This is a genomic window from Paraburkholderia sp. JPY419, assembly GCF_050435705.1.
Classification (GTDB): Bacteria; Pseudomonadota; Gammaproteobacteria; order Burkholderiales; family Burkholderiaceae; genus Paraburkholderia; species Paraburkholderia youngii.
The window spans coordinates 66,564-92,608 of record NZ_JBNDKV010000003.1 but is presented as its reverse complement, the minus strand read 5'-3'; the positions used below and the strand labels follow the sequence as shown (position 1 = coordinate 92,608).

The following is a 26,045-nucleotide window of genomic DNA, read 5'->3' as shown; positions in this document are numbered from 1 at the left end:
GCAACTAACGATAACCCTTACTTGAACAGCAGCGCTTCGATATCACACAGACTGAGCCGAAACCTGAAGCATAGGACATCGCGCAACTGATGACCGCCGCTGGGAAGCGATGACCGTGGGTCACGGCGATCTCGCATCCTAAGCACGCGATCGTACTCGGTCAATTCAGCAATGTCACAACGCCTCTCTGAGTGCTCAGAGCCCAACTGATAGATTAGGCTCCATTCTCATTCTCCTTCGCGAATACGGGTGGATACTTCTGCGATTGTCATTTCACCAATATGACGCGAAAGCGAATGAAAGAACATTTCATCAAAGAGCTCTTCCGATTCTCTGAAAGCTCTTGCTGGATTCTCCTCAACGAAAGAGTAGGCTTCTTCGTGAGCAAGGTCGAGAAGTTTATGAATCTGTCTTTTATGCATCGTGAACAGCGTATCAACTAAAAATAAAGGCGCACACTGATTAAATGGCTGCACTTCTTCGTTCTAGTACGTCCGAGCATTACCACCAGCCGCTTCGCTGGTAGTTTGAGCGCCCCGTTTCTTCGGTACGTATATGAGCAATTTCTGTATGGTTTGCAACGCAATTCACCGCCGAAGCGACGCAGCAGCGTGGCCTCGCGATTCAGCGTCAAGCCCTATTGGCGCATGCGCGACCTTGAAAAGGTTGCAGAACGGGCAAGCGTGTCTAACCGGCTCGCGCTGCGCGACAGGCACATGCTCGGGGTCAAGTCCACTTGTTCTCTTGTCCCGATTTGCGAATCTACTCCGTACCGGCACTACAGCAGTAGGCGAGGAGGAATACATGGTTTCCGGTGTCGGTCCTGACGATTGAGCGGATATCCGCGTTGAGCTTCGCCATTGCCGCAGACACGTAGTCGGGGGCCGGCAGCTTGTCGGTATTGAAGTCGTGGACAACCACGGCAACGGCGTTGTTGTCCTTCGTCATTGGATGAGCGAGAACTCGATCTTCTTCCGCGAACCTCTGCTCCCGCGTCGCTACTGCACCAACCCGTCCGCTGCAGTATCCGTGAGTACCTGACATCACATGAATCGTATTACCATCACCGCTCAGCCCCGCAGCGATCGTGTTGAGAGCGGCCGCGACGTCGTCCACGCCACACAGATCATGGAATCCCCAAATTTGCACGGCATCGGGAGTACTGCTGGTAATGTTTACAAGTGTTGCCACGATGTTCTCCAAGGTTTCGAAAAGGACCCATTTGATGATCAACCAACAATGACGACTAAAGTGAGATGTCACTGCTCCGCCATTCCGCGCACAGCGACTACGCACGAGCCGCGAAAGTAAGAGGCCAGTTCAAGAAGCTTGCTCTGCGTGACTTAACGTTTTCCAATCGTCAAAAGAGTAACCGAATTCATAGTGCTTCATGAATGCCGGCGGGACGCTTGAAGCGGAGGACGACGGGCGACGGCACCCCAAAAACGAGTTCGCCCCCACCGCAATCTTTAGAAGTTAGGCCGACGATACATATAGTCCCGCGCCCGGACCGAGGGCCATTCTCCAAAAGTTTGTCAAACGCGAAGTCACCTTGACGAGCATGTGCCTCATATCAACGAGTTTTGCTGCTTTGGCCGTTTCGCACCTGTGCCGTTGATCAGTACAGCAACAATCATGCTCGTCACCGGTTAAAAGTAACGCCCACTGGCCCTCCGTCAAACGTTGCGCAGCAGTAAATCCCGGAAGGATTTTGCGAGACTGACAGGCCGCCGCGTACTCAGCAGGCGACCAGCGGCGCTTTCCGGCTAGCACTGCGGCCAGCCCCATCCACACACGACCCTCTTGATTTTAGGCATGGACTCCTTATCGGTAGCAGATGGCCATCGAACCCGCGGTTCATAGCACTGCTGCCACGATAACGAAACTAACGTCATGGGTGCCGCCCCCACCTCAACGCTGAACGCGCTCGAACTCTGTCACATTTTAGCTAGAGTTCCGGAGGTTACAGACTCTAGAACAAATTGGCATTCAAAATTTCTTATACCGCTAGCCGCAAATTCTTATCGACCGCTTTCGACGAGACATATCCTTCGCGTGCGAGCCGGTATCGAAGTCCGATACTGATGGGGCCACGCAAACCGTGCCAGAGCAGCACATTCCTGTGGCGATTCGTTGGGACAACGGCTGACAATCGTCCCACCGCGCATGCCCGATGACATAGCGAGACGGATGAGACGCTTGTGCGCCGTGAGCGTACCACTGACGAGCTATGGAGGCCTGGATTGCAGCAAAGCCGCCCGGGTGGAATAGCCCGGCTCAGATCCAATCTATGACGGCGAGGCCGGGTTGCAGTTGCGCAAAGAATCGGAACAGCGACTACCAAAAAGTAGCTAAATTTTGGCGACCACGCGGACCACCACTTGATTGTTCCATTTACGCGGCGCGCAAACCAGCCAAAGATTTCTATCGCAGCCAAAGTGATTCAGAATTCAATCGGGGCTGCGTTGCATCGTCCTTCCAGACATCACAACATCGCGGCGCTTGGCGTTTCCTTGATAGCACGGGCAAGCTATTGACAATGCTTTCAAGATCAGGCTAGATGCCGATCGGCGTGACACCTGATATTCATCTAGCTTGAAAATGCGGCGCAGCGCCGGCGCATCAATTCACCTTGCACCTAACGCTACGTCAGGCTTTAGCGTTGATGTACGCAACCGGAGACGCAATGCAGTTAAAGATCGGTGAACTGGCAAAAAGAGCGGGGCTGAGCGTTCGTGCTTTACATCACTACGACGCGATCGGCTTGCTGTCTCCGTCGCAACGCACTGATGGGGGAGCACGCCTGTACAGGCGTGGCGACCTGATCCGGCTGCATCGTATCGAGGCACTGAAACGGTTCGGTTATTCGCTTCCCGATATCAAAGCCAGCCTTGACGACCAACCGGCCAGTGCCCCGATAAATATTCTTCATCGCCAGATCGCCGAACTGGACGCGCAGGCTTCGCGGGCGCAGCGGCTCAGTCGCCACCTGCGACGCCTCGCCAAGATGCTGGCCGCCGGCAGCGAAACGCTCGCAATTGATTGGCTTAACACCTTGGAGTTGATGAGTATGTATCAAAAGCACCTGAACGAAAACGAACTCGACACGCTGTTTGCAACGGGCCCGGACGCGATTGCGCCGATGGATCCAATATGGGACGAGCTCGTCGTTGAGGTTCATAGCGCCATGCGGGAAGGGCTGTCTAGTGAAAGCAGTGTTGCCCAAGAGTTGGCTTGGCGCTGGGTTCGGCTCATGACCCGCACGACGAACAACGACCCGGCGCTCGCTTACAAGTTGATGAAGATTCAGACCGCGGAGCCACGCGCACAGCAGATTGTCGGCATTACGGCGGAGATGCTGGTTTGGATAGACGAATCGTTTGCTCACGCGCGCTGCACACTTCTCGCCAAACACTTGAACCCGGCGCAGATGGAAGAAGTTCGGCGCCGCCAGCTTAACGAAAAGAACAGGCGCGAATGGCCAACGTTGGCGCTTGAGTTGCGGGCACACATGCAGGCCGGCGTCGAGGCCGACGCTGCGCCGGTACAGGCTCTCGTCGAGCGCTGGCAACAGCTTTTCCGTGAAAGCTTCTGTGGCGATGACGTGGTCTTGGAAGTGCATGTTCGAGACGCCTTGAACCAAGAGCCGGACCTGCAACTTGGGGTGGGGCTCGACGAGGCATTGTTGGCCTATCTGCATAAGGCACACATCGTTGGGCACGATCTGACGCCAATCGACGCCGGGCCGAAGCCTAGCGCCCTGATCGTGGCTAGACAACGGGCGGCGCACCAACTACTGGATCGCCCGCTGGTGCTTGATGATCCGCTCGCATTGGCCGTGCTAGGCAAAGCCGAGGCACAGGACCTACGCAATGGCCTCGATCGGTTCCGCCACCCGATGTCGATGTGTAGGCGCAGCGCGCTGGTCGTACGCAGTAGGCTAGCTGACGACATTTGGACCGAGGCCGCCGAGCGGGGCGTGCGACAATACGTCGTGCTCGGGGCAGGACTCGACACCACCGCCTACCGGCAGCACGACACGCCCGGGAGCATCTTCGAGGTTGACTTGCCGGCCACGCAGGAATGGAAACGAGCGCACCTAAATGAGGCGGACATCCGCTTGCCGCAATCGTTGCGGTTCGTACCGGTCGACTTCGAGCGCATCAGCCTTGCCGAGGGCTTGACGCGTGCCGGATTCGATCCACTCGAACCGGCCTTTTTCAGCTGGCTCGGGGTAACCATGTACCTCGACGAGGCTGCGGTCGTTGATACTTTGCGGTTCATCGCGCGCTGCGCCAGGGGCAGCGCCGTGCTGCTGGAATACGCATTGCCAGTGTCCAGCTTGCCGCCGATGATGCGTGTCTTCGTCGAACAGTTGATGGCGCAATTCGCCGAGGGCGGCGAGCCGTGGAAAAGCGCGTTCGATCCGGCTGAGTTGGCTCAAATGCTGGTTACACTGGGCTTCAGCAGTTCCCACACTTGGACTATAGACCAGTTGAATCAAAGGTACTTTGCGAACCGCTCAGACGGACTGCAAATCGGAACAACACCGTCACGTCTAACTCTAGCCACGGTCTAATCGTCAGACTATGCCTCGCAATTACTTGTTTATCCGCCCCAGTCCGCGCAATGGTCAGCGCTACAAACGGCAAGGGCATCCCACAATCGCAAGCATATACGAAGTACGAATGCGCCAGCGCAGCGATGCGACCGAGCTAAGTCCGGGTCACAGCGTGCGCCGGGGAGCCGAGCAGGAAATCCTCGGGTGCGAGATGCACCGAGGATTTTGGGTTGTTTGCAGCCTCGGTACAGTCGTGTGCGACGAGACACCCGGAGGCGATGACGCATAGGAAGACATGATGATGACATCCACGCTTAACACCTTGATCCACGCTCAACGCAGTCAGCTGGCAATCGTTAAAGTATCTCCAGAGCATTTGTAGCGCACCGTCACGGCGAATATGCCAAGGCCCCGCATGGCCACGAATCGTCGGTAGCCAGACCATCAATCTGGTCCGAAGCAATCCGCGAAATCGCCACACTCCGCGCAGTTTGAAGACTTGCAGACAATCAACGCCTCACGCTCGCACAGTTGCTTGTAGAGGAATTTCTTCCACTTCATACCGTGAACGTTTTTTTGCGCCAGCCGCGGAAACCAATAGCCCAACAGCACCGGCAATTCGCTACGCGAGCGAAGGCGCAACTCCTGCCACAGGTGTTTTTCCCCCGTACAGGCGCAGGCGAGCGCATGCGAAACACAATGGATTTCAATCGTTGTGCCTGCGAGCGGATCAGCATGTGCCTTCAACAGGTTTGCGAGGTCTCCGACCTCATCGTCGCACGATCGCTGGCGCCACGCCTCAGGCGAGGCGCCCGGTTGCAAGAAAAGGGCGCGGTCGACGCCGGGAAACCAATGCACGAGCAGCCAGTGGGTTTCATCCAGATTCAACCCGCGGATGGGCAGTGTGTGCACGCCGGCTTGGCCGAACGCCGTCGAGAGTACCCCAGCGAGGGCAAGAACCGTGGAATCGTTGGTGTCCACAGCGTGACGCATCAACGTCGCGTGGAAGTCCATCACCGTCCTTTGTGGCTCAGACCATGGCCACCGCGTGCGTATAGCACTTTTTTGGGCATATCCTCGCGCATGCCGTGCAACCGATACACAACTCCCGGCGCGCAATAGTCATAACCTTCTTTTCGTACTCGTCGTCGTCGTCCTCGCCTACCGGAGTAAGCCCCCCCCCTCGTCTACCCCGACGAGCTGCAGGACCCCGCGAGAACACGCCCGGAAGCATCGTCCGCAGCCGATACACTTCTCATCATCAAGGGCGGAGACAAAGGTAGGCGTCCACATCTCCCCGCTAGGTAGCTTTACGCAAAAAATCTCGCTCATCTCCGGCTCCTAGGCGCTTCGTCGAGAGCCGCTGCCGCGGCCTTGCGCGCGTCCATCAGCGCGGCGTGAGCTTCGTGACAGAGCTGCGCAACCGTCAATATCTCTTCCCACCTAGTAGGAAGATCCTCCGAAAGGTCGTGCAGATCCATCTTGGCCTGAATGGCCCGTGTATTGAGTGTCTTCAAGCGCACCTTCAGTTCATTCGGGTCACTCATGATCCCCTCCCGTGGCAAAAGGACGCACCTCAGTTGTCGCTGTCCGCAAAGTGGCGATCTTGTCAACAGTGGCTTTCGCCATGAGATACCTCGTCATTCTCTGCAAAATCGAATGAGCAGCGCACATTTCTGGTTAGCGCCTTGCGCAACCACGGCGGTGGCGTACCTTTCAGGACATCCCTAAGCTTGATAAGGATGTCCTGAATTGGCTCCGGCTGTGGTACCTTGACTGGATGCACCTTCAGCGCTACGACGCGCGCCGCTCCTGAACCACCGATTGCGGCAACGTACAGGATCGCGCAACCGCGGATCGCTTCCAGCTTCGGTGCAAGCTTATCTTCGTCGCCGTCCTCCTCTAACTTGCCGCCAAAATCGAAGGCTTCCACGAACGCGTAGCCCTCCGCCGTCACATCGAAGATAACAATGCTTTTCGCCCAGCCAAAGTGCGCGTCGACATGCAGTTTGTCCTGCGTGGCAAATGCGATTTTCATGCAATGGTTCCCTCATGATTTGATTGCAATGGGCGCGACGACCGGAATTCCTTACTCCGCGTTAGCGACTGGCGCAGCGAGGTCGAGCGACGACTGCGGCAGAGCCCAGTCGGCCGGGCGGTGGTGCGTAACCCGATCGATTAATAGATTCGCGACTTCGAAGACGAAGTTCATCGTTCCGCGATAGCCGACCTGGCATCGATGGGCATTGCCGACCCGGTCGAATACGGGAAAGCCTGTGCGCAACAGAGGCTTGCCGAGACGCGCGGCCATCTGCCGGCCGTGCGAATGCGTAATAAGCAGGTCGCAATCCCCCGCGCCTCGTTCCATGTCCTCAAGGTCACCGAGCACGACCTCGCTCGTCGGCAATAGCGCATGCGACGCCGATGTAGTCGTGCTGACGCAGACTGGCAACTCGGCGCCGATTTCGTGCAACAGCGAACCGATTGCAAGCAGCAAATCCGGTTCTGCGCCCAAGGCCACCTTGATGCCACCTATGTAAAAATGGCTGTCGAGCATTGCATCCAGCAGTTGGCTGCGCTGCCTCCGGTATTTGATCGGGACCTCCCGGTCTGACAATCGCGCGAGGCGATGCAAGAGCCGGTCGTTCGGTTCGAGCCCTGTGAGCCGCTCAAAAATTTCGAACGGGATGCCTGCAATAGTCTCCAGTGCCTGCGCACCGTCGCGCGTTTGCTCGCCCACGCCGATGGTGAATGTCGACGCACCTGCGGCGCGTATCTGGTCGAGAGAAGTTCCGCCCAGCGTGGTCCCGCGCCAGTCGGGAGCAATGTGGCCATCGAGCGAACCGGAGACGTCTGGCAATATGATCGGAACTAACCGGAATGCCTCAATGATCTCTCGCAACTCGTCGATATCGCTGGGTGACAGATGACTGCCGGGCAGCACGTTGACCTGTCGCTGCACGGTTGGCAGCGGCTTGACAAGCGCCTTCACAAATGCAACGATGGCGCGCCTGTAGCCGTCCTCGAATGCGCCAACGTAGTCTGGCGTCGATACGTACACGAGTTCGGTATTGCTCAACTCTGGCTTACGTTTGCGCACCATCGCGAGATGACCGGCGACATCTTCCCCGTTGGCCTCAGTCAGCCCTGTCGAGCAAAGCACGATGATTTTCGGCGCCGCGCGCTTGCAGATGTTCAGTAGCGCCGTTTCGACGTTTTCAAATCCGCCCAGAATGGTAGTGACCTCATTCATTGCAGTGGTCTGCAACGGGATGGCCTCCTTGAAATGGCGCGCCAACAGGACGAGGCCGAACGACGTGCAGCCCTGCGAACCGTGCATCACCGGCATGCACGCATCGAGTCCCAAGGCGGCATAACTCGCGCCAAGCGGCTGGCTCATTTTTAGCGGGTTGACCGTACAGGCTTTCCCTAGTTCGACGACTTTTGCCATTGTGTCTGCACTCCGCTATGCTCAGGCCAGCGACGCTGGGTCGAAGGCCCTTCGGGCGCTTGCACGCGGCGACTGTTCTGTCATGCGCTCTGTGAACTCCATTCGCTCGCCACAGAGCCCTTCGCCTTTGTCGTCCCACGGAGCTGGAATGCGCACCTGCTGCCAGACCGGGTTGCTGATTGCGCGGTCAATCTCGTGCACCAGCTCGACGATTCCCTCATACCCGGCATATGGATGATGGCGTTCCTGATTGACATCAAGCCAAGGCACCCGCGCCTTTAGCGCGACAAACTGCGAGCGCCCGCCGGACAGCATGATGTCGGCCTGCGACTCGCGGAGCGTGCCGTACATTTCGCTTGCCGTCATATTGTCGACTATGCGCGCGTCATCGCCCATGATCTCCTTGATCCTTTCCTTGTCTTTCTCGGTGCTTTTCTTCACACTGGTGCCAACGATCTCGAGCCCCACCTCTTGCAACGCCGCAACAAGCGACCAAGATTTCACACCGCCTGTAATCAGCAGCACGCGCTTTCCATCGAGGCGCGCCCGGTATGGCGCAATGCGCGCCCACGCGCGCTCCTCTTCTGCTTCAATCAAGCGATCGGCGCGTTTGATCAGATCGTCGGGCGCACCCCTTTGCACCAGCAGCTTGGCGACTTGGCGCAACGCATCGCTCACATCGCCGATTCCGTAGAAAGAGCCCTCGAAATAGGGAATGTCGTATCGACGCTGCATCTTTGTTGCAATGTTAATCATCGACTTTGAGCACACCACCATATTTACCTTCGCGCGGTGAGCGCTCGCGATGTCACTGTAGCGAGCATCACCAGAGATGCAAGCCAAGATACGGATACCCAGCGCGTCGAAGAGCGGCTTCGTCTGCCACAACTCCCCCGAGAGGTTGTATTCGCCGATGATATTGATGTCGAACGGCGTTGTGTGAGCGGGCTCACGCGAGCCGATTACATGATCGAAAATCGCCTCCCCACCGAGTTTATTGCCGAAGTTTTTCGACCCGGCGAAACCGGGCGCGTTGACCGGTATCACAGGTTTGCCGAATTTCTTTGACGCTTGCTTACACACTGCCTCTATGTTGTCACCGATCAGCGCGGTGACGCACGTCTGATAGACAAACACGGCAGAGGGATCATATTTTTGGATAATCTCGCGAATACTTCTGAACAGCCGTCTCTCGCCGCCATAGATTACATCGATCTCACTTAGATCAGTCGTGAACGCGGTCCGATAGAGCATCGACCCGGAGGATGCCGCAGGACGGTTATCCCACGAGTTGCCCTCGCACGCAATCGGCCCGTGCACAAGGTGCGCTACGTCAACCACGGGCTGAAGTGCAATCCGAGCTCCATCGAATGCACAACCGCCAGCAGTCGCTCCTGGCGGAAGTTGCTTGGCGCAGCCTTGCCTGCGCTCCGTCTCACTTTTCGCCCTATTCTTCGCGCAACCGGGTTCGTCGAAAATGTCTGCAGTCCTAGCCTTGAACCACATTGGAGAATCCTGACAATATGAGGTCCACAACTAATTGCAAGTTCCATACCACCGCTCGAACCCGCAGGCATCCGCAGTGTGGGTATCGGGCACTGTAGTAACAGCGTCAACTAACCAGTGCTTTGTCGGAGTTGAACGGATTGCGACACAACATACTTATCGACCTTCTTTCAGACCATGCGCGTGCGGTGTTCCACGCGCGCTTCGCTTTGCATACCGAGCAGACGAAATATCGGAGCCGTACAGGGCGTGACCTCAAGCTTCGCTTTCCTAGAAGCGGCGTAGTTTGATTCCGTGCTTGCGCAGTGCATAGCCGATCTGCCGCGCCGTAATGCCGAGCAGGCGTGCCGCCTTTGCCTGCACCCAACCGCAGCGCTCCATGGCCCAGAGCAGCCGCTCACGCTCGTCCTCAGGGATGTGCTCACCAGAGTGCATGCCGAGACCGCCGGCATCGCGCTCCGGGGCGCCGAATTTCGCGGGAACGTTCAGCGCGTTGCTGACTGTAACGTCCGACGAGCGTGCCGGACGTACTGCGTCTTCTCGCTCCATATGATGCAACACCTTCGTGAGGCACCGGTCGATCTCGCAGAGAAACGAAGAACGACCAATCGTGTCATGATGCGCCATTGTCGCAGTCCGCTCAATGCAGTTTTCGAGTTCGCGCACGTTTCCGGGCCAGTAACAACTCGACAGCACGCGCAACGCTTCCTCGTTGAAATGCAGAGCGCGACCGTTCTCACGATTAAAGCGGCTAAGGAAGTATTGCGCCATCTCGGGGATGTCTTCCCGGCGCTCGCGCAGCGGCGGCAACACGATGCTCACCACGTTGATGCGGTAGTAAAGATCCGCTCGGAATTCGCCCTCTCTCACCATTTGTTCCAGATTGCGATTAGTTGCAACGATGAGCCGCACGTCAACTCTCACGGGCGTTGTCCCCCCTACCCGCTCGAACTCCCGCTCCTGCAGAACGCGCAGGAGTTTCGCTTGGAACGACGGCGATATATCACCTATCTCGTCGAGGAAAAGTGTTCCGCCGTGCGCCAATTCGAAGCGCCCCTTTCGCTGAGTTTGCGCGCCCGTGAACGCCCCCTTCTCGTGGCCAAACAGCTCGCTTTCCAGCAGTGTTTCCGTGAGCGCCGCACAGTTCACCGAGACGAATGGCTGGTCCTTGCGCGGGGACAAACGATAGATTGCACGCGCGATCAACTCCTTGCCGGTGCCGCTCTCGCCGCGCAAGAGCACCGTCGTTCTCGCAGGTGCGACCTGATGGACCTGCGTGAATACGTGCTGCATCGACGCAGATCGGCCGATTGCCCAATCGACTTGATATATAGGAGGGGCCGCGTTCCGTCGGCGACTAATCTCCTCCTGCACGCTTTTTCGGTTCGGATTCGCCTCACGGTCAAGCAGAAGTGCCCTGCCCATTGGCGAAGCAACAACTTCCAAAAGTTGGAGATCGTCTACGAAAACACGCTTCCCGTCCGGATTCTCACAAAGTGCTACGAGCACCCCGAGCGGCCGTCCTTCGTGCCGGATCGGTGTCCCAAGTAGAGCGACACGCTCGGCATTGGAAACACGAACAGCCCCCGTGCGGTCGTCGAACATTGGGTCACCATCGAACTCAGACACAACCACGGCGGACTCGCTTTCCTGTATCCGCCCTACGATCCCTTCACCGGAGGGAAAACGCATACCTTCTCGCCAGCCGTCTGACAGTCCCGTGCTACACAGGCCGCCAAGCTTTCCATCCGGCTGCTCGACGGCGATGAACGCGGACCGCCAGCCTCTCGCACGCGACAGAAACCACAGCGACCTCTTCAACGCGTGCTCCGCATTTCGGGATGAGGCCAGCGTTTTTAGCACTTCTGTCACTACATCGAAATCGGGAGGGCTCTCGTTGATAAGAGAATGCGACATAGATCGGGCTCCAGCGACAACTCGCCAACGCAGTGAGGAGACGGCTCGGCACAACGGCAGAGCCATAGTCGCGTTGGTGGCAGCCGAATTCGGGATGCCGCTGTGCTCAGGCATCGCCAAACTCGACAAAAATGACAAAATCGCAGCAATGGCGTCGGGAAGCTGCAAACAGAGGCAACGAGGCCCCTCCGTTCGCGCCTAGCATACTAACCAAAAAAAACGTAGGTTTCACGACAAATTCGGGTCAACGGCAACCCGCACAGTCAGTCGAGGTTCCTAGTCTCGGTCGAACGCTGCCAGCGTTGAAGGAAGGCAGAAGCGGTTTCGTTATATGAAATTCAAATCGTAAGTGCCGTAGGCCCTCAAATGGCAGCTCAGGTTGCATTGCACCACACAGACGCAACTCCGCGCGAGTCCTTCCAAAATGCTATGAGTGCTGTTCAGCAGCTTGCTCGAGTGCATCCGCCCAATTGTTCGTCGTTTCTTTTTTAGCGTGCGATCCAATGCAACGTTACGCGCCTGCAACCGGTCGACACCTATGTCATTCCGCATCGAGGCCCGATGTTTCTCGTTGACATAAGTCAAACGTCACTCAGTGGGCTCCTGAATTCCCAAAGCAACGCTGCCTGCCCGCGTCAGCGTCGGGGCTGTTCATCGAAAATACCCGGCAGCAACCGTTTTGACGCGCCGAAATATCATCTCTTCGACGCGACCACGGCGCGACGTCACCTAAACCTGACCACGCGTTGGCATCGCCGGCTGCTCTACCTTGAATATTCCGTGCTCTGCCGAGTTCAGCTGCAGCGAGCGAAAGAGAAACCGTTGAAGTGCGGTAGCTGCGGATGTTCGGTCGTTCCAGTTCTCTTGAGTGAACAGACCGAATTCCGCCACTGGCGGCATCGGCAACCCGACAGCTTGCGGATCGATCGCGTGCATGGTATCGCGGCGCACGTGCCAGTCGAGCAGCACTGCAATACCGAGTCCTGCCTCAACGGCCGACTGCACCGCCGACAGGCTTGTGCTCGTACACGCAACACGCCACGCGATGCCGGCGTCGAGTAACGTCGCGAAAAAAATCTCCTGCCACCGGCATGCGCCGCCGAATGCAACAATCGGAAGCGGGCCCTCGCCAAGGTCCGTGTTCCGGGTACGTGCGACTGCCCAGCGAAGCGGATGCCGCCATGTAACTATCGGCTCCGAGTGAATCAGCGCAGGGTCGCCGATCGCGAAATCTAGTGTGTTGCTTGCGAGCCGCTGCGATAACGCCGGGCTCGCATCGACAACAATCTCCAGCGCTACGTCCGGGTAGAGAGCAGAGAACTGCCGCAACGCATGGCGAAGGTGGCTCATTGCGATGTCTTCCGGAATGCCGACCCTCACCGTGCCAGAAACGTCGCCCTCAGTCAGGGCGGAGCGAGCCGCGAGGCCAATGTCGAGGAGCTTGTGCGCATATGGCAGTAGCACGTTGCCCGCGGTGGTCGGCTTTACGCCGCGCGGTGAACGTTCGAGCAAGCGTTGGCCAACCTCATCTTCGAGCCGCCGAAGGGCCATGCTGACAGCAGCCTGTGTCCGATGGAGAGCCATCGCAGCATTGCTCACGCTGCCGGCTTCTACAACCGTCACGAACGTACGCAGCAGAGTGCTGTCGAGATCGCGAATCATCAATTTCCCTCATGCAGACATAAAGATTATCAGCTTATACCACGCATACCCCTGCGGTTAATATCCTACCGTCACGAGTCAGGGAACATGGATGCGAAAAAAGTTGCACGAGAAACACGCCGAAGACGCCCTGCAGGGAATACCCGAGTCGCTGGCGCACCCGGCCCTTCGAGCTTCGCCGTGTACCTGATCGAACAGCCGCCACCGAACTGGCCAATGCTCCTTCCAGTGAAGGTGCAATACTGCAGAAAAGCACAGCTTGACGTTGTGGCCTCCAGTCATCTCGTGCCCACGTCATGGCGCTCCTCGATGAGGAGTTCTAGGCACGCCGGGCCATCTGAGCCCGGATACGTCCACTTAACTGCAATTAGCAAACAATAGGTTGAAGCATTGCGTTCAGCAGGTTGCACGAACCCTCTCTCGCTATGCTAGCCGAAAAAAATGCCCAAGAATGGTTGACAGTGCTGCCCTCTCATCGCACGACGACCGCAGTCGCGGTTCGAGTCTAGAAGCTCGCGGGACTCCCGCGAGCCTGATGTACGCATCGAAGTTTCCCGCAGGAACGCGTCAAGGTGCCCCGGCTGATCTCCTCGACGCGTTTATAGCAGCCCGGTTCGCTCGTTTCTTTGCGTTTTTCAATTTCCAACCGGAGGTCACATGAGTACAGCCAACGATCGCATATATTTTGAGCAAGTCGCTCAACAAGCTGTGGAACAGATGTTCGCAACTTCGCCCGAAACCGCAGCGTTCCACCGTGGCGATTGGATCGACAGTGAGTACTATCGCCGCCACCTCGTAGAAACCGTATTGCGAATCCGACTCAATAACGAGGTCGACGCGTTCGCACTCTACAAAATCGGCTGCAAGGACAATACGCTCGCACAGATCCTCGCGCAATACTTGGCAGAAGGATACCGGCATGAGGGGAAATTCCTCCACGACCTTAAGAAATTCGGTGTATCTGCCAATGACGTCGACCGGATTGCCCCCCTCCACAGCACCGACAAACTGATCGGCTACCTCTATCTGAGCATTGGTCGCAACGGTCCGCTGCCGACGATGGTCTGGAACTGGCTGCTCGAATGGTATACCAATCGCTACAGCAAGAGCATTACAGAAGCCGCCGCGCGGGCGTTCGGCCACGATCACGTTAAAGGTTCGCTCGACCACATTCAGTACGCAGAATCGCACAAGCACTATGACATCATCTGGATTGCCCTTCAGCGGGCAATAGGCGGCTGGGGCAGCATTGAGAGCGCGGAAATGTATCTCCGCAACTTCGTCGGCCTGATCCACGAATATTTCGATGAGTTGCGTGTGGCGACCGTGCCCCGAACGGAAAGCTTAACGTCGCGGGAAGCAGCCACATGACCGCCGTCATCTTGGTTGCGCCAGCGTCATCCGGTACGGCAGTTGTCGCCGCCACAGCTCGTCAAGGTATCGTCGCCCTTGCATTTTCGCGTGCCGCGCCCCTTCGACTGCGAGCGTCTGTTGCGCCCTTCGCGGTGGTGGGCGCTGCGCTCGGCGTCTTCCCATGCACACACGAGTCACCGTGGACAGTTCAGCGCTCGCGGAGATTGCCGGGCAGCAGCGTAATGGGCACAAGTAACCACTGGTTAAACTGAACAAGTCGATCTTGTTGTCGAAACTGATGATACGCAGCCATATTTGCAATCCAAACTTACGCAGCTCCGGCAATGCGAACGTGGCGATGCGACGTGCCTGACCATCGTACGGTTCGTCAAATCCATATCAGCGGACTTCGCCGGCAGCGCCGAAGTGGCGAGTGTGCGCTACAATCCGCTCTCAAAGGAGACGAAGCTCCCACGCCCACCCGCCCTCCACTATCGCGAGACTGACTGTTCTCTTAAACCCCTACCAGACATGTCCGGTTCACCGCCGCAGATCGCCCCGACGCCGGGCCCGGACATCGCCAAAACGCTCTGTGCGCTCAAATTTGATCAAGCCGAAAAAATATCTGAACAAGTTGCTTCCACATGAAAGCCAATCCTCCTGCTAAGGGTAACCGCATAGTCGTGCTTAACCGGTGGTCCGACGGCTTCGCTGCCTATCAGCGCTACATTGATCATGCGGCGAACAAGATCGCATACGTCTGCACGCCCAACAGTGTCGCCGCGCTTGACACCTCTCGCGTTGCACACGTCGAACAGCTATCTGACATCCTCGATGAAGAAGCGCTTCATGCGGCCGTGCGCGCATGTAGTTCAGCGCTCGGCGGCATCGACAGGCTAGTCGCCTTATCCGAATTCGACCTTATAGCGGCCGCGCGACTGCGCAACTCGTTCAATATCCCCGGCGACCTTCCCGAGACAGTCGTGCGCTTTCGAAATAAGGCCGTTACGAAGAATACTATCGCCGCAGCTGGCCTGCGTGTACCGCGGTTTGCAGCCCTGGAAGATCTGGCCGTTGCCAAGGCGGCGACTACCACCGTAATGCGTTTTCCGATAATCGTGAAACCGCGATCAGGTACGGCGAACATAGGGTCACGGCGCATCGAGACCCGTCCTGAGTTCGATGCACTGTGGCCAACACTACCGCTTGCCGAGTACGATTGCGAGGAGTACATCGACGGTCCGGTTTATCACGTTGACGGCTTCCTTCTGAATGGCACATTGGTTATCGCGCGCGCGTCTCGCTATATCAACACTTATGTCCAGTTCGCTCAAGGTAAACCACTCGGCTCGGTGATGCTCGACCCTGGTCCTCTAAATGAGGCGCTGACCGCATTCTCAGGAAAATGTCTGCGCGCCCTGGATTTCAGAAATGGGCCATTCCATCTTGAGATAATCAGGGGCTGCGATGGATTGTATTTCCTCGAGGTTGGCGCCCGCGTCGGTGAAGGAGAAATCCCATTCCTCTTTCACGATCTGTACGGCGTTGACCTGTTCGCCCTCTGGGCCGCGCAGCAGTCAGGTGACAAGGCGCGGTTAGCCACTCAGCTGCAAGCAGCGCTAGACGCGTCGGCATCGTCCGCCCGCGGTGGATTCCTCATGTTGCCGGAACCAGTGGGCAAAGTATTCGTCGATGCAAAATTGCTACGAGAGATCCCCGCGCTTTACGAGGCGGTTTTCCCCAAGCCACATCATTTCTTCGACGGCACCGGCGGCTATGCCACCCTCCTCGCGCGCTTCCGCTACCGCGCTGCATCGGAGCACGAAATCGCCACAGGAATTCACACGACATTAGACAATTTCCAATACACGCTCGCCGAGATTGCCGCGCGCCCCTTCACTGCAGAGCCAGCGGCTCCAATGGTTCATGCCGGAAGGCATTCCCCGCCGCTTCTGCCTTGCTAGACGTAGTTTCGCGCCTCCTCCAGCAGGAGCTCCCGCATCCAGATACTCGCAGGATCACCGTTATGCAGGGAAGGCCATTGGATCGCTTCAGTGAAGCAGGAAAGTGGCAACGGGACGTCGACGATCCGCAGCGGGGTGACTTCCGCGAAATACTTTGCCAACCTCAGAGGAATCGTAGCGATACGGTTAGTATGAAGCAGGACTCGCGGGATCAAGTCGAAGGTAGGCACGATAACCTCTTCGCGCCTCTTGAGACCGAGATCGAGTAAGAAGAACTCCTCGATCGAGGGTCTCCGTGCACGCCCAAACCTCACTGTTACGTGTCCCATCGACATGTACTTCTCGAGCGCCAGCCGGCGGGACAACTGTTTGTTCGTCGGACAGCCCACACACACGAGCTTCTCCTCAAAAAGCGGTGCTTTAGGATGAGCATCAGCCAACAACAGCTCCGGCAAGATCAAAAAATCGGCGACCCCACGCCGAAGCAGCTCACCCGGCTCGTCATCAGGGAAAAGCAATTCGAAACCAACCGAAGGAGCCTCGCGCGCTACACGCTTAATGACATTCTGGAAATAGACCAGCGTCATAAAGTCGGACAGGCACACCCTGAAGCGGCGATTCGACTTGTCCGGTCGAAACACGTCCCGCGAAATGATCGAAAGCTGGATGTGCGATAAGGCTTCCCGAACAGGTCCAGCGAGCTCCGTCGCTCGCGCAGTGGGGACGAACTCACGACCTCTCATTACAAACAGGTCGTCGCCGAAATAATCGCGTAGTCGAGCGACGGCGGCGCTCATGGCAGGCTGGCTCAGATTGACGCTCTGCGCCGCAGCCGTCAAGTTGCGCTGCGTCATCAGCGCATCCAGCGCGACGAGAAGATTCAGATCAAGCCCTTTGAATCGCATGTTCCGGTATCCGCCTTATGGATGAGACATATCGAAACAATCGATTGTACAAATTATTTGCGATAACGCAAAGTTGCGACAATTCAAATTGAATAGGGAACGTCGAAGCCCGTCTGTCGTAGTACTGATTGATCATCCGCAAAATCCCGCATAGTGATCGACAGTTGGTGATCGAACCTATCGGCAGATCGAACGATACAGGGCATGCGTCGGACGCGATAGAAAGGCTATGAACCACCCAGACTATTTGACAGAAGTGCGCAGCAACAGTGATTGTGCCGATCTTCGTCCTAAGGTTTACCTTACATTTGATGACGGACCTCATCCAGTATGGACGCCGAAAATACTTGACATATTGGCATATGAGCAAGCGGCGGCAACTTTCTGTGTCATTGGCGCGTACGCAGCGGAGTATCCAGAACTGATCAAACGGATCGCGGCAGAAGGTCATGAACTCGCTAACCACACCATGACACATCCAGACCTTTCGAAATGTGAGCCGGACCTAGTTCGCCGTGAAATATGGGAGGCGGATGCGCTTATCAAGGAGACGTGTCCTGCGGCGAAAGTGACGTATATCCGCGCGCCATACGGAATCTGGACGAAAGACGCAATCGGGGAAACGGGGAAGGCTGGACTGATCGCGCTTCACTGGTCAGTAGACCCGCGGGATTGGTCTCAACCGGGTGTCAATGCGATTGTTGATGCCGTGATGGCATCAGTCCGGCCAGGCTCGATTGTGCTGTTGCATGATGGAAGCCCCCCCGGAGAGTCGAACTCCGATGTTCACACGACATCCCGCAGACAGACGGCCGAGGCTCTCTCACGTCTAATTCCTGCATTGAAGGCGCGCAGGTTCGTGATTAGCCGACTTCCTGATCGTCGACCCCAAACACTGGCCGAATGAGCGCACATCTGTAACCACTAGCCTGCTTGGACAATTGGCTAGCCACTCATTGCAAACGGTTCCCTATAGTCACATCGAGAGATCGTGCACGATTCTGGCGGACAATCAAATGAAGATGTCAGGAAAAACTGACCCGTGAAAAAGGATCCACTGATATAACTTTCCGTGTCCGCCGATGGAGGTGTTGTTGCCTACCTCGATACCATGGAACACATTGAAGGAGGTTATTAGTCGGTCGAAAGCGACAGATTGATACGATTGCATCAACAAGGCGGTACACGACAGCACGCAGTCAACTCTTCCTGTCTACGGTATCGCAGTTTCACGCAGGGTCTGTCGTCGACGTGATCGCGCCAAGCAGGCTATTGACGGATCCTAGCAGGCCTGTAATCAGATCATTTTTTGACACCCACTTAGCAAACTGACCTCGATGAACATCCCTGCCGCAATCAATACGACCTCCGTTTTATTGTACGCACTTCTTTCGGCCGTTTATAAAACAGCGCAGGTTCTACATACCCTACCGGCTCCAGCTAAGCATAGCAATCAATCTGCCACGAATTTTCTTCCCGACGTCGACGTCATCGTTCCGTGCTTCAACGAAAACCCCGATACGCTGCGCGCGTGTCTCGCCTCCATCGCAACGCAGGAATACTCAGGGGCTTTAAAAATCCACGTAGTCGATGACGGATCCGCCAACCGCGATGCGCTGGGACCCGTGTATCGCGACTACGAGCACGATCCGAGATTCAATTTTGTTCTTCTTCCCAAAAACGTGGGAAAACGCAAGGCGCAGATCGCCGCAATACGGGCTTCATCCGCAGAACTCATACTCAACGTCGATTCTGACACGACCTTGGCGCCGGACGTTATGAGCCAACTCATACTGACAATGAGCGATGCAGAGGTCGGCGCCGCCATGGGTCAATTGACCGCCAGCAATCGCAGCGATACGTGGTTGACCCGTCTGATTGATATGGAATACTGGCTCGCGTGTAACGAGGAGCGCGCAGCTCAGGCCCGGTTCGGCGCCGTGATGTGCTGCTGCGGGCCGTGCGCGATATATCGCCGCTCCGCGCTTCTCTTGCTGCTTGACCAGTACGAGACACAGATGTTCCGGGGAAAGCGAAGCGATTTCGGGGAAGATCGTCATCTAACAATTCTCATGCTGGCCGCGGGCTACCGAACAGAGTACGTTCCAAATGCGATCGCTTCGACCGTGGTTCCAGACAGACTGGGGCCGTATCTTCGCCAACAATTGCGCTGGGCGCGAAGCACGTATCGCGACACGCTGTTGGCGCTACGCCTTTTGCCCCGCCTAGATCGGTATCTTACGCTGGACGTCATTGCGCAGAATGCAGGCTCCCTATTGCTCGCGATCGCAATGCTCTCCGGCTTTTTACAGATCGCATTGACAGAGACGGCCCCATGGAAGGCGTGCTTCGTGATTGCGTCAATGAGCGTGCTCCGCTGCTCCGTGGCAGCTGTGCGCTCTCGTGAGCTTCGATTTCTTGGGTTTTCCGCGCACACGCTGGTCAACCTACTGTTCCTACTACCTGTTAAGGCGTACGCCTTGTGTACACTCAGCAACAGCAACTGGCTGTCCCGCGGCGTGGCCGCCGGCGGTTGTAGCGCACACGTCGACCCGCCGGGGCACGACACTGAAACGGACACCACTATATCCACAAATGGCGCGGCTCAGCGTGACAAGCACCGTCGACACTGGGATGAGCAGGCATTAACGGAATCTGATGACGTTTTCCGAAACAAATGATCGTGTCCGTCACGAGATCTTCCTGAAGAGAACAACGATTTGGATTTCCATGTCAATGCCAACTGCAGCAATCACGTTTACAGGTGTCAACAAGTCCTACGGCGGGAAACTCGCTGTCAATGGACTGTCGTTCCACGTAGAGCCGGGCGAGTGTTTCGGCCTTTTGGGGCCCAACGGCGCAGGCAAGAGCACGACCGCGCGGATGGTCCTCGGGATGGCGCTACCTGACGCGGGTACGATCACAGTCCTCGGAGAGCCAGTGCCCGGACGCGCGCGACGGGCACGTGCACGAATTGGCGTCGTTCCACAATTCGATAATCTTGAACCCGGGTTCACAGTGCGCGAGAACCTAGAGATATTCGGGACCTACTTTGGCATGAGCGCAGGTGAGATTTCGGTTGTGATTCCCTCTTTGCTCGAATTCGCGCGTCTCGAAAGCAAGGCTGATGCGCGCGTTATCGAATTATCAGGAGGCATGAAACGGCGTCTGACGCTCGCTCGCGCGCTCATCAACGACCCCCAACTACTTGTAATGGACGAGCCCGCGACGGGCCTTGATCCGCATGCGCGCCACCTCATCTGGGAACGCCTGCGCTTGCTGCTCGCGCGCGGCAAAACAATTCTTCTCACCACTCATTTCATGGAAGAAGCGGAGCGACTGTGCAACCGTCTCTGTGTGATTGACGAAGGGCGCAGCATTGCCGAAGGTACTCCTAATGCGCTGATCGAAGAGCAGATTGGGAGCCAAGTGATTGAGATATATGGCGGCAATTCACATGAACTGCGCCCGTTACTCGAGCCCTACACACAGCGAACCGAAGTGAGCGGCGAAGCATTGTTTTGCTACGCCGCTGATCCTGAGCAGGTGCGTTTGCAGTTGCGGGCGCATGCGGGTCTGCGTATTCTCCAACGCCCCGCCAACCTGGAAGACGTGTTTTTGCGGTTGACCGGCCGCGAAATGAAGGATTAGTGATGCGTGATGTATTCATGTTAACTCTGCCCGGCAACGCGCTGAACTGGCACACGGTATGGCACCGCAACTACCTTGCATGGAGGAAATCTGCGCTTGTTTCGCTCCTCGGGAACCTTGCGGATCCAATGATGTACCTGTTTGGTCTTGGCTTAGGTGTGGGAATAATGATAGGCCGTGTCGACGGCACGTCATACATCGCGTTCTTGGCCGCTGGAATGGTTGCGACGAGCGCAATGACTTCTGCCACCTTTGAGACGATTTATGCGGCTTTCTCGCGAATGCATACTCAGCGCATGTGGGAAGCGGTGTTATGCACTCAACTCACGATTGGCGACGTCGTTCTAGGTGAACTTTCATGGGCGGCCACAAAAGCCCTTCTTGCCGGCGCTGCGGTGATGGTGGTTGCTGCGGTCCTAGGCTATGCGGCGCTGTCGAGTATCATCTATGTCATGCCCGTCGTCGTTCTCACTGGACTCGCCTTCGCGAGTCTGGCTATGGTGCTCGTCGCCATCGCGCCCAGTTACGACTATTTTATTTTTTACCAAACCCTTGTTCTGACGCCCATGTTGTTCCTGAGCGGCGTCGTCTTCCCGGTGGGTCATCTCCCCGGTGCTTTTCGGCAAATTGCGAGATTCCTTCCGCTGACACATTCCGTTGAGTTGATCCGCCCAGCGATGCTGGCACGGCCTGTCGCTAGTATCAGCCTTCATGTGGCTGCGCTTTGCGTCTACGCAGTATTGCCGTTCTTTATATCGGCGGTTCTACTTCGCCGCCGCCTAATGTCGTGACGATTTTGGCAATCAATCCGAGCCCACGAGCTTCGCAACGGACTATCTGCGCACCGCTCATACCCTCTTTCAACCCGTTAGATGAACGCCATGACATACCCCATGCAGACAACTGAGCCATTTGTGATCGTGGGGATGCCGAGGACCGGCACTCACTACTTGGAAGAATTGCTGAATGCGCATCCGAACGTGTCAAGCAATGGTGAGTTGCTCAATCCGTATGACCCGATGTGGCCCGATCGCGCCCGGCTTTTGCGTAGCGATCGCGAACTGCTCGAGCTAGCCTATCTGCACCATCCGACCATGACCGGGAATCCGCATTTGACACACGTCGGTTGCAAGATCAACCAGCCTCAGTTTAACGAACGTCCCGGGTTTTTCGAGACGCTGGCCTCGTGGCCACGTTTGAAGGTACTGCTCGTGATTCGACGAAACACGTTGGAATCGTTTCGTTCTTTGGTGCAAGCAAGACAAAGCGGTCAGTGGCTAAAATACGGTCCGGACAACGACGACTCACGTCCGCCTCCGCAAGTCATATTGAAAATCGAAGACTGTGAGGCTTACTTTAAAGCCGCGGACGATTTCCACCACTTAATTCTGAACTCGTTTTCACCGTCGAGCGTGCTCACTATCGACTATGAAACTCTTCGGGACGATCCGGCCCCAACCCTGAAGGCGGTCTCGGCATTTCTCGGCATCTCGAATCACCCTTGCTCTGACAACACATCTCTTAGACGTCAGGAAGTTCGATCGCTGCAGCAGACGGTACTTAACTTCGAAGAGTTGAGGTGTCACTTCGAGGGCGGTCGATACGATAGATTTTTCGAAGCTCAAGGGGGCTGATTGGCCCGCCAAACATCAAGATTGCCCCGATAGCTCTCAATTGTCTAGCTTTTGAAGAGTATTGGCTTTATCGACTCGCAAACTCGGGTTTCGTGGTCCGCAGCCTAGCTAAACTAATTCTTGCGTGCCGAGCAGCAGATGAACTCCGATGTGCATGGCCCACTGTTCCGGTTCAGTGTTCAGCGAGTGGCGTATGAACGTATTGTTATAAGGTGACTTCAAATGGCCTCAACTGTGCAATGGAGACTCTGTTGGGAAAATGAGCTAGGGCTCTCGGACCACATAGAATTGTCCGAGTTCTTTCGGGCAACGTATGGCCCAACTGGATCTTTTAACGCAAAACCTTTCGAGGGCAGCCGGAGTTGGGCTGGTGCGCGGCCCGAACTCCGTGCGATTGCCTACGATTCGCAAGGGGTGGCGGCTCACATGGGCTCGCTGCGCCGGTTCATCAAGGTTGGCACGGTCGATGTTCTGGTAGCCGAGCTGGGACTTTACGGAGTTCGTCCGGATCTCGAAGGACTCGGCATCAGCCATTCGATCCGCGCGATGTATCCGGCACTGCAGGGCCTTCGGGTCCCATTCGCATTCGGCACGGTGCGCCATGAGTTGAAGAACCATATCGCGAGGTTGTGTCGGCATGGATTGGGAACGGTCGTCTCGGGCGTGCGGGTGCGGTCAACTCTGGCCGACGTTCGTCTAGATTTGCCCCCGACACGCACTGAAGACGTCCTTGCGGTAGTCATGCCGATTGGTAGCTCGATGAGCCAGTGGCCTGAGGGGAGTGCAATCGAGCGCAATGGTCCGGAGCTCTGAAGGCTGGCGCTTCACCACAGAAGGCGGTGGAGCCGACGCCCCCATGCAATTGTCCTTATAGTAAACGGCTATCGAGGTATGTGAACTTGACACATGTAGCGAATTTCGACTTGCTGCTTCGGGAATTGAACTCCAACGATCCGTGGCGGCTGGACAGTAACCCGTTCGAATTCGAGCGCCACAGGCAAATGCTTCGATTGTCACTTGCCGAGGGCATCGTCACAAATGCACTCGAAGTCGGATGTGCGGGCGGGGCGTTCACGGAAAAGCTGGCGCCTCACTGTCGAAGGCTCACCGTCATCGATGTAGTTCCAGAGGCGATCGCGCGAACACGCGCACGGCTAATGGAACCGGCCAATATTACTTGGATCGTATCAGACATCCAGCGCTTTTCGGCTCCGGAAAAGTTCGATCTGATCGTTGTCGCGGAGGTTCTTTATTACCTCGGAAGCATCGCTGAGGTACGGGCCACTGTGCAGAGCTTGGCGCGCATGCTTGTGCCCAACGGGCAGTTGGTATTCGGATCGGCTGTTGACGCCAATTGCCAGCGTTGGGGGCACATCGCCGGGGCGGAAACGGTGCTCGAAATGCTACGGGAAGAGTTGACCGAAGTCGAGCGCGTGCAGTGCATCGGGCGGTCGTCCAATGAGGATTGCATGCTCGCGCGCTTCCGGAGCCCGAAGGATTTTCCAAATCAACCGAATTGCCTCCGTTAGAGCGGGAGATACTATGCGCATCTGCGGCATCAAACTGACACACGATGGAGCCATCGCTGTTGTGGAGGATGGAAAGCTCCTTTTTTGCATCGAACAGGAGAAGCGGGACAATAACCCGCGATATCAGGAAATCGGGAATCTCGACGTAGTTGAAACAGTGCTGAGCGAACACGGGCTGAGTGTCGACGACATCGATCAGTTTGTAATTGATGGCTGGGACGGCGAGATAGAGTCAGAATTTCGCACTCTCAGCGGCCTTACGCCTGTGATCTTGAAAGGCGCTTCCTATATCGAACGGGCTGACGATCTCCTCCATCCGCTCGAACGCACCGGCCTGTTAATCGGCGATCAATCGTATTCGTATCAGAGCTACCCTCATGTTTCGGGCCATGTCGCGTCCGCGTACTGCACCAGTCCGTTCGCGATAAGCGGGGAGCCTGCATACTGCCTAGTCTGGGATGGCGGCATGGTCCCAAGACTGTACTATGTGCGACCGGACGAAGCACACCTCGTCAATTGCCTGTTCCCAGTTATCGGCCAAATGTACGCGGCGGCTGGACATCATTTCGGGCCCTATAAGAAGGCGAGCGGCGCTGACTGGGACCTGGGCGTGGCCGGTAAGCTTATGGCATACATCGCGCTCGGGTCGGTCGACGAAGGCATCATTGCAGTCTTTCGGGAGCTTTATGAGCAACGCTTTGCCGGCGACACCGAACTTGCGCAAGACTACCGCGAGAATGTCCGCATACCAGAAAGATCTCTCGCAGCTATACGCGACTTTTTCCAAGAATGCGTTCCACAATTGGAGGCCAAGCCTCAAGAAGACATACTTGCATCCTTTCACGTATTCCTCGAGCGTCTTCTGGTTCAAGGAATGGAGGCAGCGCTCTTACGCCATCCAATTTTCGAGCCGCGGAACTTGTGCATCTCTGGCGGATGCGCTCTTAACATCAAATGGAACAGCGCACTACGTGAGAGTCGTCTTTTTGACGCAATCTGGATTCCGCCTTTTCCGAACGATAGTGGGTCTGCGATTGGCGCCGCTTGCTGCTCGATGGCAGCGAATAAAGGCTTCCTGCCGTTGGAATGGTCGATCTATAGCGGGCCAGCAGTGAAAACTGGTGACGTGCCGCCCGGATGGACAGCGTCCCCTTGCTCCATTGCACAACTCGCCGGCGTACTCGCTGAAAATAAACCCGTCGTCTTCCTAGCCGGCAGGGCAGAGCTGGGTCCCCGAGCGTTGGGTGCCCGAAGCATTCTCGCTGCTGCGACGTCCCCTGCGATGAAGGACTTCCTCAACGCGGTGAAGCATCGGGAGCATTTTCGTCCGGTAGCACCAATATGTCTTGAAGATCGGGCGGTTGCCGTCTTTTGTCCCGGTACTCCAGACCCCTACATGCTGTTCGATCATCAGACGCGCGAGGAATGGCGGGAGAGGATCCCCGCCGTAGTGCATCTCGACGGATCGGCTCGGTTGCAAACCATTGCAAGAACTTCCGCGCATCCCGTGGCGCAACTCCTGATTCAATACGAAAGACTCACTGGCGTTCCTTTGCTATGTAACACCAGTGCCAACTATCATGGACGTGGCTTCTTTCCGGACGCTGCTTCAGCCTGCGAGTGGGGAGGTGTCGAACATGTATGGTGCGACGGTCTTTTATTGAGCAAGGCATGTAGCACTGGCCTGCCATCGTCAATCGACGAACCAGGTTCTGGCGGCCGGTTTGAGCGGGCCGTAGCCGCACCGCTCGGGGCGTGACTTGAATGAGTGCGTCAGGGACTCTCTTTCACGGACGAACTGCACAGTCAGCGGCAGCATTCCTCAATGTCAAGATTTTCTAAGTTGCTGTACCGATGCCCCACCACACTGCTCCAACGCCGTGATGCAGAGCGGACGCCTTTGCTTCCAACA

At 56.6% G+C, this 26,045-nt stretch carries 22 protein-coding genes and 1 pseudogene; 12 read left to right on the top strand and 11 right to left on the bottom strand.

What is annotated here, in order from left to right; all coding sequences use genetic code 11:
* Window positions 1–227: 227 nt before the first annotated feature.
* Window positions 228–476, bottom strand: coding sequence for a hypothetical protein (locus QFZ91_RS23975; protein ID WP_429568732.1), 249 nt, complete (start codon window positions 474–476; stop codon window positions 228–230).
* A gap of 286 nt (window positions 477–762) precedes the next feature.
* Window positions 763–1,191, bottom strand: coding sequence for a hypothetical protein (locus tag QFZ91_RS23970; RefSeq protein ID WP_309235197.1), 429 nt, complete (start codon window positions 1,189–1,191; stop codon window positions 763–765).
* 1,495 nt (window positions 1,192–2,686) lie between these two features.
* Here QFZ91_RS23970 and QFZ91_RS23965 point away from each other — a divergent pair.
* Window positions 2,687–4,579, top strand: a complete 1,893-nt coding sequence (locus QFZ91_RS23965; RefSeq protein ID WP_429524005.1) for an SAM-dependent methyltransferase — start codon at window positions 2,687–2,689, stop codon at window positions 4,577–4,579.
* A 426-nt stretch (window positions 4,580–5,005) separates the two neighbouring features.
* Here QFZ91_RS23965 and QFZ91_RS23960 read toward each other — a convergent pair whose 3' ends face one another.
* The 8 genes and pseudogenes from QFZ91_RS23960 to QFZ91_RS23925 form a co-directional block, all read right to left on the bottom strand.
* Window positions 5,006–5,575, bottom strand: a complete 570-nt coding sequence (locus QFZ91_RS23960; protein ID WP_429568731.1) for a nitrogen fixation protein NifQ — start codon at window positions 5,573–5,575, stop codon at window positions 5,006–5,008.
* A gap of 16 nt (window positions 5,576–5,591) precedes the next feature.
* A pseudogene (fdxB, locus tag QFZ91_RS23955) lies at window positions 5,592–5,893 on the bottom strand (ferredoxin III, nif-specific).
* Window positions 5,890–6,108 (bottom strand): CCE_0567 family metalloprotein, encoded by a 219-nt coding sequence (locus QFZ91_RS23950; protein WP_429568730.1) that lies wholly within the window; start codon window positions 6,106–6,108, stop codon window positions 5,890–5,892. The pseudogene fdxB and the gene QFZ91_RS23950 overlap by 4 nt, the downstream one beginning before the upstream one ends.
* A gap of 62 nt (window positions 6,109–6,170) precedes the next feature.
* Complete coding sequence (nifX, locus tag QFZ91_RS23945; RefSeq protein WP_176369851.1) at window positions 6,171–6,599, bottom strand: nitrogen fixation protein NifX; 429 nt, start codon at window positions 6,597–6,599, stop codon at window positions 6,171–6,173.
* A gap of 51 nt (window positions 6,600–6,650) precedes the next feature.
* Window positions 6,651–8,012, bottom strand: coding sequence for a nitrogenase iron-molybdenum cofactor biosynthesis protein NifN (gene nifN / locus QFZ91_RS23940; protein ID WP_429568729.1), 1,362 nt, complete (start codon window positions 8,010–8,012; stop codon window positions 6,651–6,653).
* Window positions 8,013–8,033: 21 nt separating this feature from the next.
* Window positions 8,034–9,518, bottom strand: coding sequence for a nitrogenase iron-molybdenum cofactor biosynthesis protein NifE (gene nifE / locus QFZ91_RS23935; protein WP_429568728.1), 1,485 nt, complete (start codon window positions 9,516–9,518; stop codon window positions 8,034–8,036).
* Window positions 9,519–9,788: 270 nt separating this feature from the next.
* Window positions 9,789–11,435 (bottom strand): nif-specific transcriptional activator NifA, encoded by a 1,647-nt coding sequence (nifA, locus tag QFZ91_RS23930; RefSeq protein WP_429568727.1) that lies wholly within the window; start codon window positions 11,433–11,435, stop codon window positions 9,789–9,791.
* Between the two features lie 729 nt (window positions 11,436–12,164).
* The gene (locus QFZ91_RS23925) at window positions 12,165–13,097 is read right to left on the bottom strand and encodes a LysR family transcriptional regulator (RefSeq protein WP_176369847.1); all 933 of its coding nucleotides are present in this window, start codon (window positions 13,095–13,097) and stop codon (window positions 12,165–12,167) included.
* A gap of 657 nt (window positions 13,098–13,754) precedes the next feature.
* Between QFZ91_RS23925 and QFZ91_RS23920 the strand changes: the two genes are divergently transcribed.
* From QFZ91_RS23920 to QFZ91_RS23910, 3 genes are all read left to right on the top strand, one after another.
* Window positions 13,755–14,468, top strand: coding sequence for a hypothetical protein (locus tag QFZ91_RS23920; protein WP_429568726.1), 714 nt, complete (start codon window positions 13,755–13,757; stop codon window positions 14,466–14,468).
* 297 nt (window positions 14,469–14,765) lie between these two features.
* Window positions 14,766–15,098 (top strand): hypothetical protein, encoded by a 333-nt coding sequence (locus QFZ91_RS23915; protein WP_429568725.1) that lies wholly within the window; start codon window positions 14,766–14,768, stop codon window positions 15,096–15,098.
* Complete coding sequence (locus QFZ91_RS23910) at window positions 15,095–16,414, top strand: ATP-grasp domain-containing protein (RefSeq protein WP_176369730.1); 1,320 nt, start codon at window positions 15,095–15,097, stop codon at window positions 16,412–16,414. Before QFZ91_RS23915 ends, QFZ91_RS23910 begins: the two co-directional genes overlap by 4 nt.
* Here the strand turns inward: QFZ91_RS23910 and QFZ91_RS23905 are convergent.
* The gene (locus QFZ91_RS23905) at window positions 16,411–17,319 is read right to left on the bottom strand and encodes a LysR family transcriptional regulator (protein ID WP_429568724.1); all 909 of its coding nucleotides are present in this window, start codon (window positions 17,317–17,319) and stop codon (window positions 16,411–16,413) included. The genes QFZ91_RS23910 and QFZ91_RS23905 overlap by 4 nt on opposite strands.
* A gap of 229 nt (window positions 17,320–17,548) precedes the next feature.
* Between QFZ91_RS23905 and nodB the strand changes: the two genes are divergently transcribed.
* From nodB to nodU, 8 genes are all read left to right on the top strand, one after another.
* Window positions 17,549–18,226 carry a chitooligosaccharide deacetylase NodB gene (nodB, locus tag QFZ91_RS23900; RefSeq protein WP_429568723.1) on the top strand — a complete coding sequence of 226 codons (678 nt, stop codon included), beginning with the start codon at window positions 17,549–17,551 and terminating at the stop codon, window positions 18,224–18,226.
* Between the two features lie 430 nt (window positions 18,227–18,656).
* Window positions 18,657–20,000 carry a chitooligosaccharide synthase NodC gene (gene nodC, locus QFZ91_RS23895; RefSeq protein WP_429568722.1) on the top strand — a complete coding sequence of 448 codons (1,344 nt, stop codon included), beginning with the start codon at window positions 18,657–18,659 and terminating at the stop codon, window positions 19,998–20,000.
* Between the two features lie 55 nt (window positions 20,001–20,055).
* Window positions 20,056–20,970, top strand: a complete 915-nt coding sequence (gene nodI / locus QFZ91_RS23890) for a nodulation factor ABC transporter ATP-binding protein NodI (RefSeq protein WP_373686921.1) — start codon at window positions 20,056–20,058, stop codon at window positions 20,968–20,970.
* Between the two features lie 2 nt (window positions 20,971–20,972).
* Entirely contained in the window at window positions 20,973–21,761 is a 789-nt protein-coding gene (locus QFZ91_RS23885) for an ABC transporter permease (protein WP_176369726.1), read from the top strand.
* A 102-nt stretch (window positions 21,762–21,863) separates the two neighbouring features.
* The gene (locus QFZ91_RS23880; RefSeq protein ID WP_429568721.1) at window positions 21,864–22,604 is read left to right on the top strand and encodes a sulfotransferase; all 741 of its coding nucleotides are present in this window, start codon (window positions 21,864–21,866) and stop codon (window positions 22,602–22,604) included.
* A 222-nt stretch (window positions 22,605–22,826) separates the two neighbouring features.
* A complete protein-coding gene (locus QFZ91_RS23875) occupies window positions 22,827–23,417 on the top strand; it encodes a NodA family N-acyltransferase (RefSeq protein ID WP_368718696.1) in 591 nt (196 codons plus the stop codon).
* 80 nt (window positions 23,418–23,497) lie between these two features.
* Entirely contained in the window at window positions 23,498–24,133 is a 636-nt protein-coding gene (nodS, locus tag QFZ91_RS23870) for a nodulation methyltransferase NodS (protein WP_429537696.1), read from the top strand.
* Window positions 24,134–24,146: 13 nt separating this feature from the next.
* Window positions 24,147–25,892 carry a nodulation protein NodU gene (nodU, locus tag QFZ91_RS23865; RefSeq protein ID WP_429568720.1) on the top strand — a complete coding sequence of 582 codons (1,746 nt, stop codon included), beginning with the start codon at window positions 24,147–24,149 and terminating at the stop codon, window positions 25,890–25,892.
* Window positions 25,893–26,045 lie beyond the last annotated feature (153 nt).